Source organism: Marixanthomonas ophiurae, assembly GCF_003413745.1.
Taxonomy (GTDB): Bacteria; Bacteroidota; Bacteroidia; order Flavobacteriales; family Flavobacteriaceae; genus Marixanthomonas; species Marixanthomonas ophiurae.
Map to the genome: position 1 here is coordinate 637,991 of NZ_QVID01000002.1, position 16,660 is coordinate 654,650.

General features: G+C 33.6%; 22 protein-coding genes. 19 read left to right on the forward strand and 3 right to left on the reverse strand.

The features are described from left to right. The first annotated feature begins 57 nt into the window (after positions 1-57). The 5 genes from DZ858_RS13085 to DZ858_RS13105 all read left to right on the forward strand — a co-directional run bounded on the left by DZ858_RS13085 (position 58) and on the right by DZ858_RS13105 (position 2,663). The gene (locus DZ858_RS13085) at positions 58-669 is read left to right on the forward strand and encodes a hypothetical protein (RefSeq protein WP_147309604.1); all 612 of its coding nucleotides are present in this window, start codon (positions 58-60) and stop codon (positions 667-669) included. 4 nt (positions 670-673) lie between these two features. Beyond that, on the forward strand, positions 674-1,093 hold the full coding sequence (locus DZ858_RS13090) for an energy transducer TonB (RefSeq protein ID WP_158548375.1): 420 nt from the start codon (positions 674-676) through the stop codon (positions 1,091-1,093). A gap of 148 nt (positions 1,094-1,241) precedes the next feature. Beyond that, the gene (locus tag DZ858_RS13095) at positions 1,242-1,682 is read left to right on the forward strand and encodes a hypothetical protein (RefSeq protein WP_147309605.1); all 441 of its coding nucleotides are present in this window, start codon (positions 1,242-1,244) and stop codon (positions 1,680-1,682) included. A 97-nt stretch (positions 1,683-1,779) separates the two neighbouring features. Further along, positions 1,780-2,214: a hypothetical protein gene (locus DZ858_RS13100; protein ID WP_117160113.1), complete on the forward strand. Its 435-nt coding sequence runs from the start codon at positions 1,780-1,782 to the stop codon at positions 2,212-2,214. 71 nt (positions 2,215-2,285) lie between these two features. Beyond that, positions 2,286-2,663, forward strand: coding sequence for a PH domain-containing protein (locus DZ858_RS13105; protein ID WP_117160114.1), 378 nt, complete (start codon positions 2,286-2,288; stop codon positions 2,661-2,663). Positions 2,664-2,695: 32 nt separating this feature from the next. Here the strand turns inward: DZ858_RS13105 and DZ858_RS13110 are convergent, their stop codons facing one another. Further along, positions 2,696-3,823: a M23 family metallopeptidase gene (locus DZ858_RS13110; RefSeq protein ID WP_117160115.1), complete on the reverse strand. Its 1,128-nt coding sequence runs from the start codon at positions 3,821-3,823 to the stop codon at positions 2,696-2,698. Between the two features lie 155 nt (positions 3,824-3,978). Between DZ858_RS13110 and DZ858_RS13115 the strand changes: the two genes are divergently transcribed. From DZ858_RS13115 to DZ858_RS13175, 13 genes are all read left to right on the forward strand, one after another. Then, a complete protein-coding gene (locus tag DZ858_RS13115; RefSeq protein WP_117160116.1) occupies positions 3,979-4,503 on the forward strand; it encodes a GNAT family N-acetyltransferase in 525 nt (174 codons plus the stop codon). Positions 4,504-4,610: 107 nt separating this feature from the next. After that, positions 4,611-5,093 carry a MarR family winged helix-turn-helix transcriptional regulator gene (locus DZ858_RS13120; protein ID WP_117160117.1) on the forward strand — a complete coding sequence of 161 codons (483 nt, stop codon included), beginning with the start codon at positions 4,611-4,613 and terminating at the stop codon, positions 5,091-5,093. 16 nt (positions 5,094-5,109) lie between these two features. Continuing rightward, positions 5,110-5,367 (forward strand): CBU_0592 family membrane protein, encoded by a 258-nt coding sequence (locus DZ858_RS13125; RefSeq protein WP_117160118.1) that lies wholly within the window; start codon positions 5,110-5,112, stop codon positions 5,365-5,367. Between the two features lie 194 nt (positions 5,368-5,561). After that, positions 5,562-6,605 (forward strand): MBL fold metallo-hydrolase, encoded by a 1,044-nt coding sequence (locus DZ858_RS13130; RefSeq protein WP_117160442.1) that lies wholly within the window; start codon positions 5,562-5,564, stop codon positions 6,603-6,605. A 72-nt stretch (positions 6,606-6,677) separates the two neighbouring features. Further along, complete coding sequence (locus tag DZ858_RS13135; protein ID WP_117160119.1) at positions 6,678-7,151, forward strand: hypothetical protein; 474 nt, start codon at positions 6,678-6,680, stop codon at positions 7,149-7,151. Positions 7,152-7,211: 60 nt separating this feature from the next. Next, positions 7,212-7,637 carry a hypothetical protein gene (locus DZ858_RS13140; protein WP_147309606.1) on the forward strand — a complete coding sequence of 142 codons (426 nt, stop codon included), beginning with the start codon at positions 7,212-7,214 and terminating at the stop codon, positions 7,635-7,637. A gap of 56 nt (positions 7,638-7,693) precedes the next feature. Continuing rightward, positions 7,694-7,960, forward strand: a complete 267-nt coding sequence (locus DZ858_RS13145; RefSeq protein WP_117160121.1) for a peptide methionine sulfoxide reductase — start codon at positions 7,694-7,696, stop codon at positions 7,958-7,960. Between the two features lie 101 nt (positions 7,961-8,061). Then, a complete protein-coding gene (locus DZ858_RS13150; protein WP_117160122.1) occupies positions 8,062-8,898 on the forward strand; it encodes a hypothetical protein in 837 nt (278 codons plus the stop codon). Then, positions 8,895-9,950 carry a hypothetical protein gene (locus tag DZ858_RS13155; RefSeq protein WP_117160123.1) on the forward strand — a complete coding sequence of 352 codons (1,056 nt, stop codon included), beginning with the start codon at positions 8,895-8,897 and terminating at the stop codon, positions 9,948-9,950. Before DZ858_RS13150 ends, DZ858_RS13155 begins: the two co-directional genes overlap by 4 nt. A 144-nt stretch (positions 9,951-10,094) precedes the next feature. Then, positions 10,095-11,372 carry a tetratricopeptide repeat protein gene (locus DZ858_RS13160; protein WP_117160124.1) on the forward strand — a complete coding sequence of 426 codons (1,278 nt, stop codon included), beginning with the start codon at positions 10,095-10,097 and terminating at the stop codon, positions 11,370-11,372. A gap of 89 nt (positions 11,373-11,461) precedes the next feature. Further along, positions 11,462-11,974, forward strand: coding sequence for a peptide-methionine (S)-S-oxide reductase (locus DZ858_RS13165; RefSeq protein WP_117160125.1), 513 nt, complete (start codon positions 11,462-11,464; stop codon positions 11,972-11,974). Between the two features lie 60 nt (positions 11,975-12,034). Further along, on the forward strand, positions 12,035-12,934 hold the full coding sequence (locus DZ858_RS13170; protein ID WP_117160126.1) for a LysR substrate-binding domain-containing protein: 900 nt from the start codon (positions 12,035-12,037) through the stop codon (positions 12,932-12,934). 74 nt (positions 12,935-13,008) lie between these two features. Next, positions 13,009-13,968 (forward strand): YeiH family protein, encoded by a 960-nt coding sequence (locus DZ858_RS13175; protein WP_117160127.1) that lies wholly within the window; start codon positions 13,009-13,011, stop codon positions 13,966-13,968. A 22-nt stretch (positions 13,969-13,990) separates the two neighbouring features. Here DZ858_RS13175 and DZ858_RS15210 read toward each other — a convergent pair whose 3' ends face one another. Both DZ858_RS15210 and DZ858_RS13180 read right to left on the reverse strand, forming a co-directional pair. Beyond that, a complete protein-coding gene (locus DZ858_RS15210; RefSeq protein ID WP_165806015.1) occupies positions 13,991-14,128 on the reverse strand; it encodes a hypothetical protein in 138 nt (45 codons plus the stop codon). Positions 14,129-14,233: 105 nt separating this feature from the next. Continuing rightward, the gene (locus tag DZ858_RS13180) at positions 14,234-14,473 is read right to left on the reverse strand and encodes a YtxH domain-containing protein (protein WP_117160128.1); all 240 of its coding nucleotides are present in this window, start codon (positions 14,471-14,473) and stop codon (positions 14,234-14,236) included. A gap of 307 nt (positions 14,474-14,780) precedes the next feature. Between DZ858_RS13180 and DZ858_RS13185 the strand changes: the two genes are divergently transcribed. Further along, positions 14,781-16,649, forward strand: a complete 1,869-nt coding sequence (locus DZ858_RS13185; protein WP_117160129.1) for a PAS domain S-box protein — start codon at positions 14,781-14,783, stop codon at positions 16,647-16,649. Positions 16,650-16,660 lie beyond the last annotated feature (11 nt).

Here is a 16,660-nt window from a genome sequence, read left to right on the forward strand (position 1 = left end):
ACATCGGGTAGTAATACGAAAAACCTTACTTGGTCTAAAGTTTCGGTAAATTTGGCTATGAACATGATTGAAAGATTAAAAATAGATTATAGCGCAACTGCTCCAACTGATCAAGAAATTGCTCAAATGTGGCTTGATATGGAAATCACTGAGTTAAACGAATGGAGCAAATATGCGTTAGAATTGAAAGATAAGTTTTCAGAAACGCATTGTATGGGCGGAATTCAATTACACAAGTATCAAGTTTCAGATAGCACTTGTTTACAGTGGTTTGCGTCTCGAAACAGATTGAGCAATATATCCTTTGTCAAAAATATTTTTAGCCGACCCGAATTACAAGGCTATAGAAATGATTTAGGTATAAAAGATAACAGGCCTGCCTGTCAGGAAATACATGGGTATAGTGATATTTTCGATTTGACTGGAATTATATCCAGAATACTCAATCAAGGTGGTGCTTATAGAAACCTAGAGGCTAAAGACGCTTGGGAATCGGCAATGAATTTTGTGAATCAAGAGTTTGAAAATAGATTTGATGAAGTCAATAGATATAGATATATCCTGCAAGGTTCAAAATGGTTCTATGACATTGCCTGGGATTATTCAACATTGTTGTTTGACAAAAGAAAAAATCAAATACTTATCATGGATATAACTGATGTGGATTAAAAAAATGACAAAACAATTACTATTCCTTCTACTATTGTTGACAAGCACTATTGTGGTTTCCCAAGAACAATTTGCAAGAGTATCAGACTCCATTAATAACCTTACTTCTGAAAATATAGACAAAGCGGTTACGCAACTAGGTTTAAAACCTGGGGAGACGGTGAAGATATTTGCTATGTTTTCGGTAGATACCGATGGAAGTATTGTTGATGTAAAAGCACGATCTGTCCACCCTGCTTTTGAAGAAGAAGCGATACGCATTATACAAAAACTACCGACTATGGAGCCAGCAGTAGTAGATGGAAAAGCTATAAAACAAAAGTATTCGTTACCTATACTCTATAAAATTGAAACGGTACAAGAAAGAAAAAAGAGAGAGCGAAGAGAATATAGGAAATTAAAAAGAAAACAACGTAAAAATTAAAGAAGTTTGCATACCTATATTTTAAAAAGTAGCAAAGCTCATCATGATAGCTTTTACGTTACAATATATCTACATTTCTTCTTATATTGATAGCGTTACGTGTTTACGTAAACAATTGCTTATTAAAAATTATTAAACCCCATTAAAAATGAACAAATCACTACTGTTTTTTTTAGTATGTTTAGTTATCAGTACGATGGCTTACAGTCAAGACTGTCCAGAACCAACAGAAGAAAAGTATATAAATGTATTGGGCTTTTCTTTCACCGATGAATATGTGGAATGCCCCGTAATTATAGAGGCTGAATACTTAAAAGTGGGGTACTTAAAAAAGTATAATAAGCCACGTAAATTCAAGAAGAAGTTTTACTTTCAGTGTCTACCTATAGGGGGTAAACTTAAACCTGCTCCTATTACTAACGAAATGAGTGGTGACATATTTGTTATTGACAAAGAAATGGCTCATATGGTAGTTGGCTTAGAAAAAGGAGATAAAATTAAAGTGACTGGAACAAAATTTATACATACCTATTTCGGAAAGGAGTTATCTACTTTTTTTAACGTACAACATGTGGAAAAAGTGGAGTAAACTTATTTATAACTTATACGAACATACGCTATAAGAAAGTTAATAATTAAAACAATCTTAAATATATACATTGAATTTTGAATTAAATTTTTAAATCATGAAACCAATTACTTTACTGTTAACTATTCTTGTTTTAGTATCGTGTAATAAAGATGATGAAAACACTTCAACTGATAGAAATTTTAAGTTTGAGTTCACCGCTGCAAGTGGCTGGACACTTGTAAATGAACAGGGAGAAGATACGTATGTAGGGTATTACCAAAAAGAAGACTATAAAATAAATTTCGACTATGGTAGGTTGGCATTTGATAAAATTGACAGTATTTATAATACATCAGATTTACTCTATTATGAAGAATTGATAATAGATGGAAGTAGAGCAAAGATTACTAAAGAGGACAGGATAGATGGCATACGTTTATCGGCATATATTGACAAAGGAGACGGAGAAAATAAAAACAGGATTTATACCTTTAATACATCAAACGACCAAATATTTATTAATATGGTTAAGAGTCATAAATTTAAATAAAAGCCATAATACTACAACATATTTCATAGTAGGATTTGATGTTTAGCACGAACAAACGAAAAAACAATTGAATGGGATTATTTAATAAACTACTAGGAAACGCCAGTGCGGTTGATCCTGAAAAGCTAAAAGAAAAATACGGGCGATTACTAGTTGCCAATGAACAAATTGAGCTTGGCTTTAAACTGTTTAGGGATACGTTTATGTTTACTGATAAACGCTTAATATTAATAGATGTACAAGGCCTTACAGGGAGTAAAATTGAGTATAAGTCGATGCCCTATAAAAGTATTTCAAGGTTTTCCTTAGAAACTTCTGGCACGTTTGATCTGGATGCGGAGTTAAAAATATGGATATCAAGCGAAAACACGCCTTCGGTAAGTAAAAAGTTCAACAAAAAGATTGATGTGTACGAGGTACAACAATACCTAGCAGAAAAGGTAATGTAACCCTAATGCGTGTTTAATGTTTCTACAAGACATTAAAATTCAATCACATCACTCTCTGCGGGTAATACGTTATTAAATTCTTCATTTTTAGTAGGGGTAAAAGGTGTTAACGGTGGTTCATCTAAGTACCCCGGCGGTAATTGCCCTAGCTTTTTAAACTGGGAAAAAGCGTACGGAAGGCTTTCAAAATAGAGTCCGTCCTCATACTTTTGTATTTTCTTGCCCTCTGGGTTGGTAAGTACATGCATATGTAAATGTGGCGCTGACGAGTTTCCAGAATTTCCTAAACGGCCTAATTCCTGCCCCGTGGTTACTACATCGCCCTTTTGTACTACAATAGAATTAGGTATTAAATGACAATACGTGCCAATGGATCCATCGGGATGTTCTATGTATATCACATTACCGGTAACGTTATCGGCCGTGATGGGGTAGTCTAATTCCCCTGGGGTTTGATGATCGGGGATGGTGTTTTCAGTAAAGAGAACTGTTCCGCCCTCGGCAGCCAATATGGGGAGATTATAGCAGTACCAATCTTCAAGTTTTAAACCATCGTTTTTATATGGGAGTCCGTTTTTAATTTCGGCATAATCTATAGCATATCGCTGTGGATTGTTTCCTATAACGTATCCATCTTGTTCAGGATCATAAATAGGTTCAGGGTAAGGAAATATCGCTCTTGTGTGGTACGAAGTACTGCCTGGAGCACCTTCCGCAAGCCACATACCTTGAGGGACGGGAAAGGCTATGTTTTTGGCATCGGGATACTGTTCGCTAATAGGTAAGGTAACGTTTTCTACCAGATTAGTACCATCATTGTTCGTATAGTAAAATTGATGGGTTAGTTGTTCTTTATCCCACCCCGTTTCAGGATAAGCTAACCAAATGCTTGCCAAATGCAGATCATCTTTGGTTATAAAATCGGTATAGGTCTGTATCAATTCACCATTATAAAGAACTTCTACTTTGTTTAAATCAGGAGCCTTAATGTGCAGCTCGTATACTAACCAACTACCCTCGGTATTATCCACTTTCACGGGGCTTGTGGGTAAGGCAACATAAAATGTTTGTTGATTATTTGTTGTCGTGTCGTCTGCTTTACACGAATAGGTAAATATAAATAGGCTTATAAGTATTATTTTTAGGTATTGTAAACGCATGGAACCTGTTTAATAGATGGGTGTACCAGTTAGTATTAAGAGTAAATATAGAAAATAATTACAACTTGATACGATGGCGATATTTTAGAAACAAAGTGTTTTAGGTATATTTGATAAAGAACTTTATTAAGTAAAGTTTTATATACAATAAGCTAATGAATTACAAAACCTTTGAAACCAAACGGTTGCTGTTACGCCCCACCAATCCACAAGATGCCGATTTAATCTTCAGGCTATTAAATACTCCAAAATGGTTGGCTTATATAGGCGATAGAAACGTAAATTCCATTGAAGATGCCGAAGCATATATTACTAATAAAATGACACCACAATTAGAGCGTCTCGGCTACGGGAACTATACTGTAATACGAAAAGAAGATGGTAGCAAGTTAGGGTCTTGTGGTATTTATGATAGAGAAGGAGTAGAAGGTGTTGATATTGGCTTTGCTTTACTTCCTGAGTTTGAAAAGAAAGGATATGGCCTTGAAGCAGCCACTAGAATAAAAGAAGCCGCTTTTTCTGAATTTGGCATCAATAATATGCAGGCATATACTTCAAAAAAGAACATTAGCTCCCAAAGACTTTTAGAAAAATTAGGTCTAAAACAAACCGGAACTACATTTCTACCTAATGATGAGGAGGAACTTTTTGTATATAGTATATCTAATACAAAATTGTAGGAGGTTATAATCCATAAAATCCTAAATCTTATTTAAAATAGACTATATATGTAACTAGTTACGTATATAGTTTGTATATTTGCGTAACTGGTAACGTACTTTTACTTATGGAAGAAGATTTTTTAATAGAAATGGGCTATCCTGGCTTAACCGCAAGGTTAAAAAGGTTAAGTGATTTGTTTGTTTATCAAACCAAAGAGTTTTATAAAGAGCATAATTTGGATATAGAACCCAATTGGCATATGATCTTTTTAATTCTAAAAAAACATAACCAATTAACTGTAATGGAAATTTCAGAATTACTACATCTATCCCATCCGGCTATTGTAAAGTTGATTAATAAAATGAAGAAAAAGGGATATATAGATTCAGTTAAAGACAAAAATGATTATCGAAAATATCAATTAACATTATCAAAAAAAGCCAAAGAAAGATTACCTGTTTTAGAAGCGTATTGGTCAGCTGGAGAGCAAGCTCTTGAAGAGTTATTAGAAGGAAACTTAAAGTTATTAGAACAACTTAGTATTGTTGAAAAGAATATTGAAGATTCAGATTTTAAAACTAGAATGGAACAATTACTAAACAAATAATGTTAAACGTCTTATTATGCAAACACTTATAGATATAATGGGATGGGTAGGGTCTTTTTTTATACTCCTATCGTATGGACTCACCTTGTCAAAAAAAAGAGATTTTAGTGTGCCAAGCCGCTACTTGAATATGGTAGGAGGGATGTTTATTGCAATTAATTGTTTGTATTATAACGCAATACCTCCTTTTGTCACCAATTTAATATGGAGTATCATAGCGATACTTTCTATTTATAGAGCTCGAAAACATTTTATAAATACAGGTAAGCAATAAAGAACTTATATTAAAGCTAGTAGCTATTTGTCTATTCTATTTGTTTAGAAAGCTTTTAAAATAACTAGTATATTTGTTGCTTCATTAGCACTTCTAATAACTTGTCAAAAAATAGAGTAGTCCGAGTTTCTAAAAAAGCAGGTAAAATATTACTTGTTTTACTAGTAGTATTAATAGCAACAACCTTTTTATATATGCGAAATAGTATATTTGGTAAGTCACCCTCTGGTGAACGCCTAGAACAAATAAAACAATCGCCTAACTATACCGATGGGGCTTTTCAAAATCTAAGTGAAACACCTCAGTTAGCGGAAGGCTTTACAATGGGAGGCGTGCTATATGATTATCTATTTACAAAAAAGCCACGCTTAAAGCCCAAAGGAAATATACCTTCTGTACACACTGATATAAAAGCAATTGCACCAAATGAAGCGGTATTAGTATGGTTTGGACATTCATCTTATTATATGCAACTGGAGGGATTACGAATATTAGTAGATCCTGTCTTTAGTGGTAATGCTTCACCTATTCCAGGAACCACGAAGTCGTTTAAAGGCACCGAGTTGTATACTGAAGCGGATTTTCCAGAAATCGATTACTTGTTTATATCTCATGACCATTACGATCATTTAGATTATAAAACCATGAAAGCGTTACAATCTAAAGTGAAGCACGTAGTTTGTGGTTTGGGCGTGGGGGCTCATTTAGAATCTTGGGGATATACAGAAGAACAACTACTAGAAAACGATTGGCATGATACTGTTTCTATGGGAGCATCAGTTACTGCCCATGTGCTTCCAACACGGCACTTTTCGGGTAGAACCTTTTCACGAAACTATACGTTATGGTGTTCGTATCTATTAGAGACACCTACCATGAAAATTTATATAGGAGGCGATAGCGGATACGATACGCACTTTAAAATGATAGGCGAGAGGTTTGGACCAATAGACCTTGCTATTTTAGAAAACGGACAATATAATAAAGCGTGGCGCTATATTCATCTATTACCAGAAGAGCTACCGGTAGCAGCTCAAGATTTACAAGCAAAACGTCTTTTTCCAGTACATTCAGGTAAGTTTGTGTTAGGGAATCATCCTTGGGATGAACCGCTGAAAAAAATAAGTGAAAATATAAAAGCCACTAATATAGGCTTGGTAACTCCGAAAATAGGTGAAGTGGTTCAGTTAACCGATACCACTCAAACCTTTAAAGCTTGGTGGGCAGATGTAGAGTAAGTTCTTACAGTTTTTTGTACTGATAAAAATCAGTACCTTGAGTAGGTAAACAATACTAAAATAGATTTTATAATGCGGACCTTCTTAATCCTTTTAACCTTGCTCTTAATAACAACCACTAAACTTAGTGCTTGTACATGTGCAGAAGAGAATAATTCGTTTCGTAAAAAAGTTAAAACCAAATTCTTAAGTTCAGATGTGATTTTTACGGGTACTGTTCTCTCTAGAAAGGAGCTTTCTAATACCTCGAAAAAAGTCTTTGGAAGTCCTGTTAGGTTTACTTTTAAAATTTCAGAAATGATAAAAGGAAAATTACAACATTCTCAAATTGATATCATAACCAATAGTGATGAACCTAGTTGCGGTTATGAGTTTGAAGTTGGCAAGACCTATTTAGTATATTCAAGACAGTCTGATTACTACACTCATGTTACAAAATCAAAATCTGATTTTATAACAGGACTGTGTGCTAGAAATCAAAAACTGAAAGATACTCGTAAAAAAGAACTTAGAATTCTCTCTAATATGGCACGAAGCGGTAAATAAAAAAATGGCATAATTATAGTGGAAAAGTAACTACAACATCTAACTATAAAAACTATTTCAATGCGAAATTTATTGCTACTTTTTATATTGTTTACAACAATAATAGTAACTGCACAAACATCCCAATTTACAGGAGAATATGGAAAACGTTCTGAGACCAAAGAAGGTACTGTCATAGAATATACCCTTTCCTTAAAACCAGATGGGAACTTTACTTTTCACTTTTATAGAAACATTGACCCAACACAACCTAAGGAAAATTTTTACGGAAAAGGAACGTGGGAAGCAGATAAAAAGAGCGTTCTTTTTCACACCAATAAAGAAGCTGATATAGACGAAAAATATACCCTAGACTTTACCAATACCAAAGCAAGATTTATAAAAAAAATGCCAAGAGGTGAAACAGCGACCAACAAAAAAACGTATTTTTTGTTTTATGATTCTGAAGTTTCTTGGATAAAAGGCTTAAAGCTTCATAAAAAATGATAAACAAAAAAGCCTTCCGTAATAAGAGGGCTTTTATACTTTAGATTGTTAGTATTATGGAAAGAACAATCCTTTCATATATAGAGAAATTGCCTGTAGGATATTCCGTAGTATGGTATCATAAAAAAAAGTACGGCGTGTCTAGAACTGATTATAACGATGGGAAAAGCATAAAAGTGTATGCAGAAGAGCTAGGCGGAACCGATATTATAAGCCTAAATTATTATAAAACTTCTAAAACTGAAGTATTAAAACCTTGTGAAATGCCTGAAATGAAAGTGATTGACTTTTTAACAGGCTGTAAACTAATTAAGTGGGATTAGTTTTAAATTTAAAATACGTAAATACCCAATTTTGGGTATTGTAAAATTTTTGTTCATTCTTTATGTTTTCTAGAAACCTACTATTCTGAAACTTAAATTATATGAAAATTTTATTCATAACACTTTTATTTGTGTTAGGTCAAAACTTACTTGGTCAGGCAAATTGGTCTTTCGACCAAAAAGTTGATTTCAATAGGTTCATAACCTATGAAGGCGTGATAGATAAAACGCATCAAATAAATATGTATTTTAAAGAATCGTATGAAGCTTGCAGTGACAACTCTAGAAACCGGACAGATCGAATAGTTTATGGCTGGTACCAATATAACAAAGCTGGTAAAAAAGTTCCTTTAGTAGGTTATGTATGCCAAGATAATGCTTGTAAAAATTTAGTAGAGTTGTTTGTGCCAATAGATCCCATTAACTACTCATTTGATGAAAACTGTCGTTTAATAGAGGCAAAGGAATCATTTAAACAAGAGCGCGGTTGGCAGTCAGATAGGTTTGAAAGGCAAACTGATGATGACCAAAAGCATCCCGTAAGCCTAAAACCAATACATAAATTTAGTTGGCTTACAAAAGCTACTATCTTATTCAATATTAATGGTGTTGAAATTGAAACGTTTAATTTAACTGAACTTACCCAAAACAACTATATTGAAAGCATAGAAATAATAGGAGTGAAAAGAATGGGCACTACCTTTCACCTATTAATTAAGTATTCACACCAATCAAAACCGGGGTCTTATGGCAAAGGCATGTGTGGAAATGGAATAGAAGAATTTATAGCACACTTGGTAATAAACAACGATTTTGAAGTTGAGTCTTTTGAAAGAAAACAATTGCGCAGTTGTATCTATAACATTGACAATGTTGATGTTTCTTTTGATGCAAACCAGCCTGAACTTGGAATAGAAAGCAAAAACAAAAAACAATGAAAACAGCAACTCAAACTTTATACTTAATCTTCGCCCTGCTTTTCACTACAATCGCAAAAGCTCAAGTTTATTATAATGACGAAAAAACTGGAGAAGAATACGAAATCAACCAAAAAACCCACAAAAATATAATAAACGCCTTTTTAAAAGAGCAAAAGGCAACAGCTATTGAGTTTAACACCAACCGCAGCCCAGACTTTCCTTTTCGCTTAAAAAATAAAATAGGAAATTGGGTGCTTTTTCATTTGGGTCATGAAAACTTGTATATGGAAAAAGAAGGCCGTAAGTACAGCTTTCAATTTCCTACTTCAGTTATGGAGCAACACGGTTTTACATTCGCCAATCGCAGAGGAAAAACCTACCTTGTGAATCTTTATGACAAAGAAGTGGAAACCAAAATGGGCTTTGATGAAGTGGTAATCAACACCAAAAAGGAAACCATATTTACGTATGATAAAGATTATAATGAAAAAGAAAAAATTGCTATAATTATCGATAAAATAGTAGTTAGGAAAGACAATACATGGGGCTTGATTGAACTAAGAGGTGATGACCTATTTTATCTAAGCCGTAATTTTTTGTACAATTCTCCAGAAGAAGTACCGCCGGCTACAGGCTTTCAAGTTTACCAATTAGAAATGATGGAAAATATCCGGCAAGAATACAATATAGATTTATTAATTGCTTTAGATGAAAATGGTTATTATTTTAAAGGACGCAATAAAAAAACTAAATTATTTGGCCTTTATGTAGGCGAAGGTGAAGCATTTGAAAGTATTCCGCCAAAATATGACAACATCATAGAACATAAATATACAGGAACTTATGAAGTTTGGAAAAACAACAAGGTGGGTTACTACAATAGTAATTTTAAATTAGTCTTTAAACCCAGTTTTGACGATTTTGAATATGTTCATCTCGATTATACCTATGGCTGTGCCTTAAAAACAAATGGTAAATGGGAACTTTATGATGCCTTTGAACCCGAAAAACTAATAGAAGGCAGTGCTGCAAGCATTGATGAACTAATAGGTTTATGGATGGACAGGTAAAAGCCAGTGGCTAATAAAACTGAACGCTAGCAGAATAGCATAAAAAGTAGGGGTTATCACTGTTGTTGAAACCAATTGGAGACAACTTTTTTAAGGAAGTTTCAGAAAAAAAACAATAATCAATTACTTTAAATTTATATTATTATGAAAATAGCAATTCTACTTTTCGGCATATTTATAAACGCTTCTCTGTTTGCCCAAGACACGGGAGAAATGATCTGGGATTATAGAAATATGATTGGTATTCCTGCCCCAACTTCTTCAGATGATTGGACTTTTGTTTCGGAAGAAGATGATAGTTTGAATTTTCTTAAATTCAAACTTAACAACACCTTAAATTGTGAAGCACACTTGACGTTTTCAGTTTGGAGTTCGTTTGGATCCCCTGACACTAAAGAGGAAATAATAAATGCTGTTGAAAAAAATTATAAAAATTATACAAAAACAAGCAAAGAAGACATCGTTATTAATGACGTAAAAGGAATCTCTCAACGCGGCACTTTTGAATCTTATAACGAAGGGGATAAAATGGCATCTGTCATATCAGTGGTAGGCTCCAAGAATAAGCCCATATATATAACTTTGAAGATATCAAATAATGAAACGTGTTATAAAACTGTTTATGAGAGTTATAAGGAGTTTTTGAAAGGTGTTACCATCATAGGAAGCGCCGATGAACTTAAAGAACTCAAAAGTAAGGTAGAAGAAAAAGACTTGAGATATTATAATCGCATAGATGCTGAAAATTTAATACTATTGGCCGAAAAAGACGAAGATTGGGCATTAAAAAAAGGCATTGGTTTGTCTATTTATCATTTGTATGATAAACATGATAATAAAGAGGCCGCAAAAAAATGGTTGACTAAGCAAGCAGATTATGGCACTGCAGATGCACAGTTTTGGTTAGGCATGGAATATGGAGATTGGAAAGGCTACAGCAATAGCAACTATAGGACATTGCAATTGCCCGTGAATATGGATTTGCATAAATCGTATCTTGAAAAAGCATATATAAACGATAATAAAAGAGCAAGCGGTCTGCTTATAAGGACCTATGAAAAAGAAAAAGACTATAAAAACCTGATCAAATGGTTAAAACTTGATGTGCTTCAAGGAGAAACAGGTGCGAGAAGATCTAACTACGAACTTTATAAAATTTATTTTGAAGGTGAAAAAGCGCCAAAAGATTACAATAAAGCAAATTCATACCTAAGAAAAGCTGTAAAAGTAGGTGATGAAAATGCAAATTTTCTTTATGGAGTAAAACTTTATGAAGGCAAAGAAGGTATAGACCAAAACAAGATAAAAGGGCTTGATTACTTAAAAAAAGCTTCTAATTGGGGTGTCTGTAGTGCCTATGAATATTTAGTGTCCAAGGGAATTTATGTTGAAGATAAAGGAGACTGCGATGAAAATAATTAATGTCTTTATATACACTAACTTAGGTAGTTTTAAATGAAAGCGATCTATTATTTTACGACATATTGAATAACTTATAAAGGAAAACAAGTATGCACACAAAAAAAATAGCATTGGGCGGTGGATGTCATTGGTGTACAGAGGCCGTTTTTCAATCATTGGTTGGTGTGGAGAGGGTAGAGCTAGGTTACGTTGCTTCAACAGGGGATAATACTAGTTTTTCTGAAGCGGTAGTTGTTCATTTTAATCCAGAAAAAATCAATCTGAAAACACTTATTGAAATTCACCTGCACACCCATAAAAGCACTTCAAACCATAGCTTGCGTGAAAGATACCGATCGGCTGTTTATTATTTTAATGTAAGGCAAGAGCAACTAGCTCAGGAGTATATTAAAAGTTTGCAACGAGATTTTGATGAATTGATTATTTCTGAAGTATTACCTTTTTCAGCTTTTAAACCTTCAAGAGAATCATTGCATAATTATTACAAAACAAATCCCGAACGGCCTTTCTGCAAGCGCTTTATAAATCCAAAAATAAAACTTCTCTTACATCAATTTTCAAAACATATGCGAAGTATGGAGCATCCAGTATTGAAAGAGTAAAGAGGAAAATTATTTCAGTTTTAGTACAATGCAGTCAATTTAGTATTACTTTTGTTAATAATGGTGCACTATAAATTACTTGTTTTCAATACTGTTACTAATCGGATGTCCTTTTCAAAAGCGGCAGAAGAATTGCACATTACACAACCAGCAGTAACCCGACATATTAAGCAACTTGAAGAACATTTTAAACAAAAACTGTTTGAGCGTAAAGGCAACAGTATAGCTCTTACTCAAGCTGGTGCTGTCCTATTTGAACACACCAAAAAAATACTAGAACAGCATAAAGCTTTAGAGTTTGATATGAACGCTTTGATAGATCGTACTCAAGGGGTACTTTCAATTGCTGCTAGTACAACTATGGCACAATATATTCTTCCTGAAGCATTGTCAAGGTTCCATCAGAAATTTCCTAAAGTACAACTAACGCTTATTAATGCTAATACTCAATATGTTGAAAAGAAAGTACTCGATTCTACAGTCGAATTGGGTTTTATAGAAGGACATTCTAAAAACCGGGAGATTTCCTATCATCCCTTTATGAAAGATGAAATTGTTTTAGTGGCGGCTAAAGGTCATGCGCTTTATAACAAAGGAGCTATAGCGATAAAAGATCTTTACAACTTTCCATTGGTACTAAGAGAGGAAGGTTCAGGTAGCCTCGAAATTATAAAACAAGCATTAAAAGAAACACAAGCCCCAGTTGAAAAATTAAACGTTGTTATCCGTTTAGGAAGCTCAGAAAGTATGAAGACCTACATTCAAGACCAAAGAAGCGTTGCCTTTTTGAGTATCAATACTATTTTAAAGGAGCTAAAAGCAACAGAATTGGGGATTATTGATATTGAAGAGCTTTCAATAAACAGATATTTCAGCTATATTTTTAAACAAGGACATCAATCCCCTTTAGCTACGTTGTTCTTAAACTTTTTGAAACATCACTATAACATATTGTTATAACAGATGCTTTTTTATCATTTGATTTGCAGGGTAAAGCAATCTACTTTTGTTTCATATAAATACGGTGTATTATAATGAAACCCAAAGAGAATATCCATAAGAAAAATAGGTCATTAATAGCAAAAGTACTTTTTGTAGTACTATGCCTTTTATGCCTTACACCACTTATAAACCCACCAATAGCTTTGTTAATGGGAGTTGCTGTAGCACAAATTACAGGAAACCCTTTTGAAAAAATTAGTGGTAAGGCTGTAAGCTGGTTGCTTAAGTTCGCTGTTATAGGTTTGGGTTTTGGGATGAGTGTTTCTAGTGCGCTTCAAGCTGGTAAAGATGGGTTTATATTAACGGTAAGTTCTATTATTGCAACACTAACATTAGGAATCTTACTAGGAAAGCTTTTTAAAATAGATAAAAAGATTGCACAATTAATATCTTCGGGAACAGCTATTTGTGGCGGAAGTGCCATTGCGGCTATTGCTCCGGTTATCAAGGCTAATGCTAAACAAATTTCTGTTTCTATAGGGATTGTGTTTCTTTTAAATGCTTTGGCATTGTTTATTTTTCCAGTAGTGGGTCACTTTTTTGAATTGACCCAGCATCAGTTTGGAGTTTGGAGTGCTATTGCTATTCATGATACTAGCTCGGTAGTAGGAGCAGCCAATGAGTATGGTAACGAAGCATTACAAACCGCAACAACAGTAAAACTGGCAAGAGCTTTATGGATTTTACCTATATCGGTGCTTTTTGCCGTTTATAAATCTGGAAGTGTTAAGAAAGTAAAAGTCCCATATTTTATAGGACTGTTCATTCTTGCCATAATTGTAAATACGTATGTACCGGGCATTGAAAGTGTAGCCCCTCACATTGTAACTTTGGCAAAAATAGCCTTAACGGTAACCTTGTTTTTAATAGGAACAAACCTCACATATTCTTCTCTAAAGAAGGTAGGGGTAAAACCTTTGGTTTTGGCCGTGTTAATTTGGGTGTTTATCTCGGTTGCCTCTTTGACTATTATTATGCAAACTGTTGCGTAAAATAATAGGAGGGAAGCGGCTTTTAAAATACATCAAATACAAAACCCAATAGCCAATATAAGATAAGAAATACCACGATGGTTCCAATGCATCCACATTTGCCACCGCCTATTTTTTTTGCACCCCAGGCTGCAGCTATAATTCTTAAGAGTTTTTTCATGGTATGTTGTTTTATATAAAGATATGGATTTTTTGATTTCGTAAAACTCAACAATAAAAAAATCCCGCGTTGGAGCGGGATTGATTTTAAAATGCAAAAGCAGATTTATTTTTTGATATCCTCTACTTTTTCTTTTGTTGTATTCTTAAGCTGATCGTATTTTTCACTAATAGACGATTCAACATTGCGTGCTGTATCTTTAATATTATCACCAGCTTCGTTTACTTTAGATTTTAATTTTTGTTTTTGTTCTGGAGACATTCTTTTATATTGCCACCATGCAAAAGCACTAGCTCCTATACCTACCAAAGCTGCTGCGATTCCTTTTTTCTGTCCGTTGTTCATAGTCTTTATGTTTTTTTATTGTTTTATTTGAATATCTTAAAGATAGAGCAATTTTAATACCTGCAATAACCTGATGTTCACTTTAATATTTATTTATGCCTAAGTGTTAAAGAAAGAAACCTATATTAACAAATTCCCTTATTATTGATAGGTTCAAATACGGTTTATTAAAAATAACCTATAATTGATAGATAGTAAATTTTACGAATATTATATAATTCATTACCTTTCGTATAATTATAATTGCTTTTCTGTAATATTACTTTAATAAATTAACAGTATTGCTCCCCTATACAATTTATTTAATATGACTAAAGCTTATTTAAACTTATTAGATGGTACTACTGATGTAGTATGCATCTTAGATACTACAGGGGGAACTATTCAATGGTTAAATGCTAATGCAACCCAATTATTGTCATCTCATAAGAACTCCTTATTAAATAAAAAGTTTAGCTCCATTTTAAAAGAAAAAGATAAGCAAAGTTTTAGTGCCATGCTAAACCTTGATAAGAACGGTAAAGTCCCTCACAGCTTTATTGTAAACCATAGAATTAAAAGCACTATTTCTGTTGAGTTAAATTGGTCTTTTATCATTGATAGTGATAACAATGTTGTTTATGGAATTGCTAAAAACCCGCTGGATCATGAAGTTGAAGCGCAACCTTATTATGTAGAACGGTTAGAACGTAAAATAATGGAGCAAGCAATAGACCCTTCTAAAAGTTTACAACAACTGTTAAATAGTTATATAGAAGGATTAGAGGATATTTTTCCTTCTTTAAAAGCGTCCATATTAAAAGTAGAAAACAATAAAGTCTGGCATGTTGCTTCAAATTCATTACCAAAAGAATTTTCTGAGACTATAAATGGAATGTCTATAGGTCCTGTAGCGGGTTCATGCGGCACGGCAGCTTACACTAAAAAAAGAGTGATTGTTTCAGATATCAAGAACAATCCGTTATGGGAAAAATATAAAATACTAGCCCTTCCTTTAGGGTTAAAAGCGTGTTGGTCTCAACCAATTTTTAATGCGGACAATGAGGTTGTTGCAACGTTTGCTAATTACTACGGTAGTGTTAGAACGCCTTCAGACAATGAATTGAAAGTTTTTGAACGCTCCACATCTCTTATAGGTATTATTTTAGAACACCATCAAAAGAGAGTGGATTTACAATCTAATAATGAATTGTTTGAATATGTAAACTTAGCAACAAACGATGCAATTTACGATTGGAACATACAAGAAGACGACCTAAACTGGGGAATGAGCTTTTCACGTCTCTTTGGGTACACAGTTAGTAATGAAAAATATCCTTTGTCTAAATGGGAGTCATTAGTTCATCCAGAAGACTTACAAAGTAACTTAAAATCGCTACATCATTTTTTAAATACACCATCTCAAGACCGATGGAAAGCACACTATCGCTTTAAAAGAGCAAATGGAGAATATGCATTTGTTGAGGAGAAAGGATATGCTATTCGGGATGCCAACGGAAAAGCCATACGGATGATAGGTGTATTAAGCGATGTTACAGAACGTAAAATAGCAGATGAGAAACAAGAAGAGCTTACCAATTTTTTAAAAACCTCGCAAAAAGAATACATGGACCTCTTTCATTCAAGCCCCATCCCTATGTGGTTGTACGATGTCGAGACGTATAAATTTTTAGAAGTTAACAATGCTGCCATTCTGCATTACGGATATTCAAGAGAAGAGTTTTTATCACTTACCATTCTAGATATTAGACCTAAAAGTGAAATAGATAAGGTTAAAAAAAGTGTGGAGCGTTTAAGAAGCAATCATTATAACAGGTTAGGAAAAGTTTTTAAACATATTAAAAAAAATGGAGATGTTATATTTGTAGAAGTGAGAGGCAACAAGATTGAATTTAACAATAAAAATGCCGAAGTTATACTAGCGACAGATATCACTGAAAAACTCACCTACATTGAAGCTATAGAAAATAAAAATAAGCGTCTTAAACAAATTGCTTGGGATCAATCGCACTTGGTTAGAGCACCATTATCAAGGCTTATGGGTATTATCGACCTTATAAAAAACGGAGCATTAGAAATTTCAGAGAAAGAAGAATTGCTGTCAGATATTCTTGAGTCTGCAAAAGAGATGGATAGTACTATAAAAGAAATTTCAGATAAAACGAACAGCAATTAATACTTTTGCAA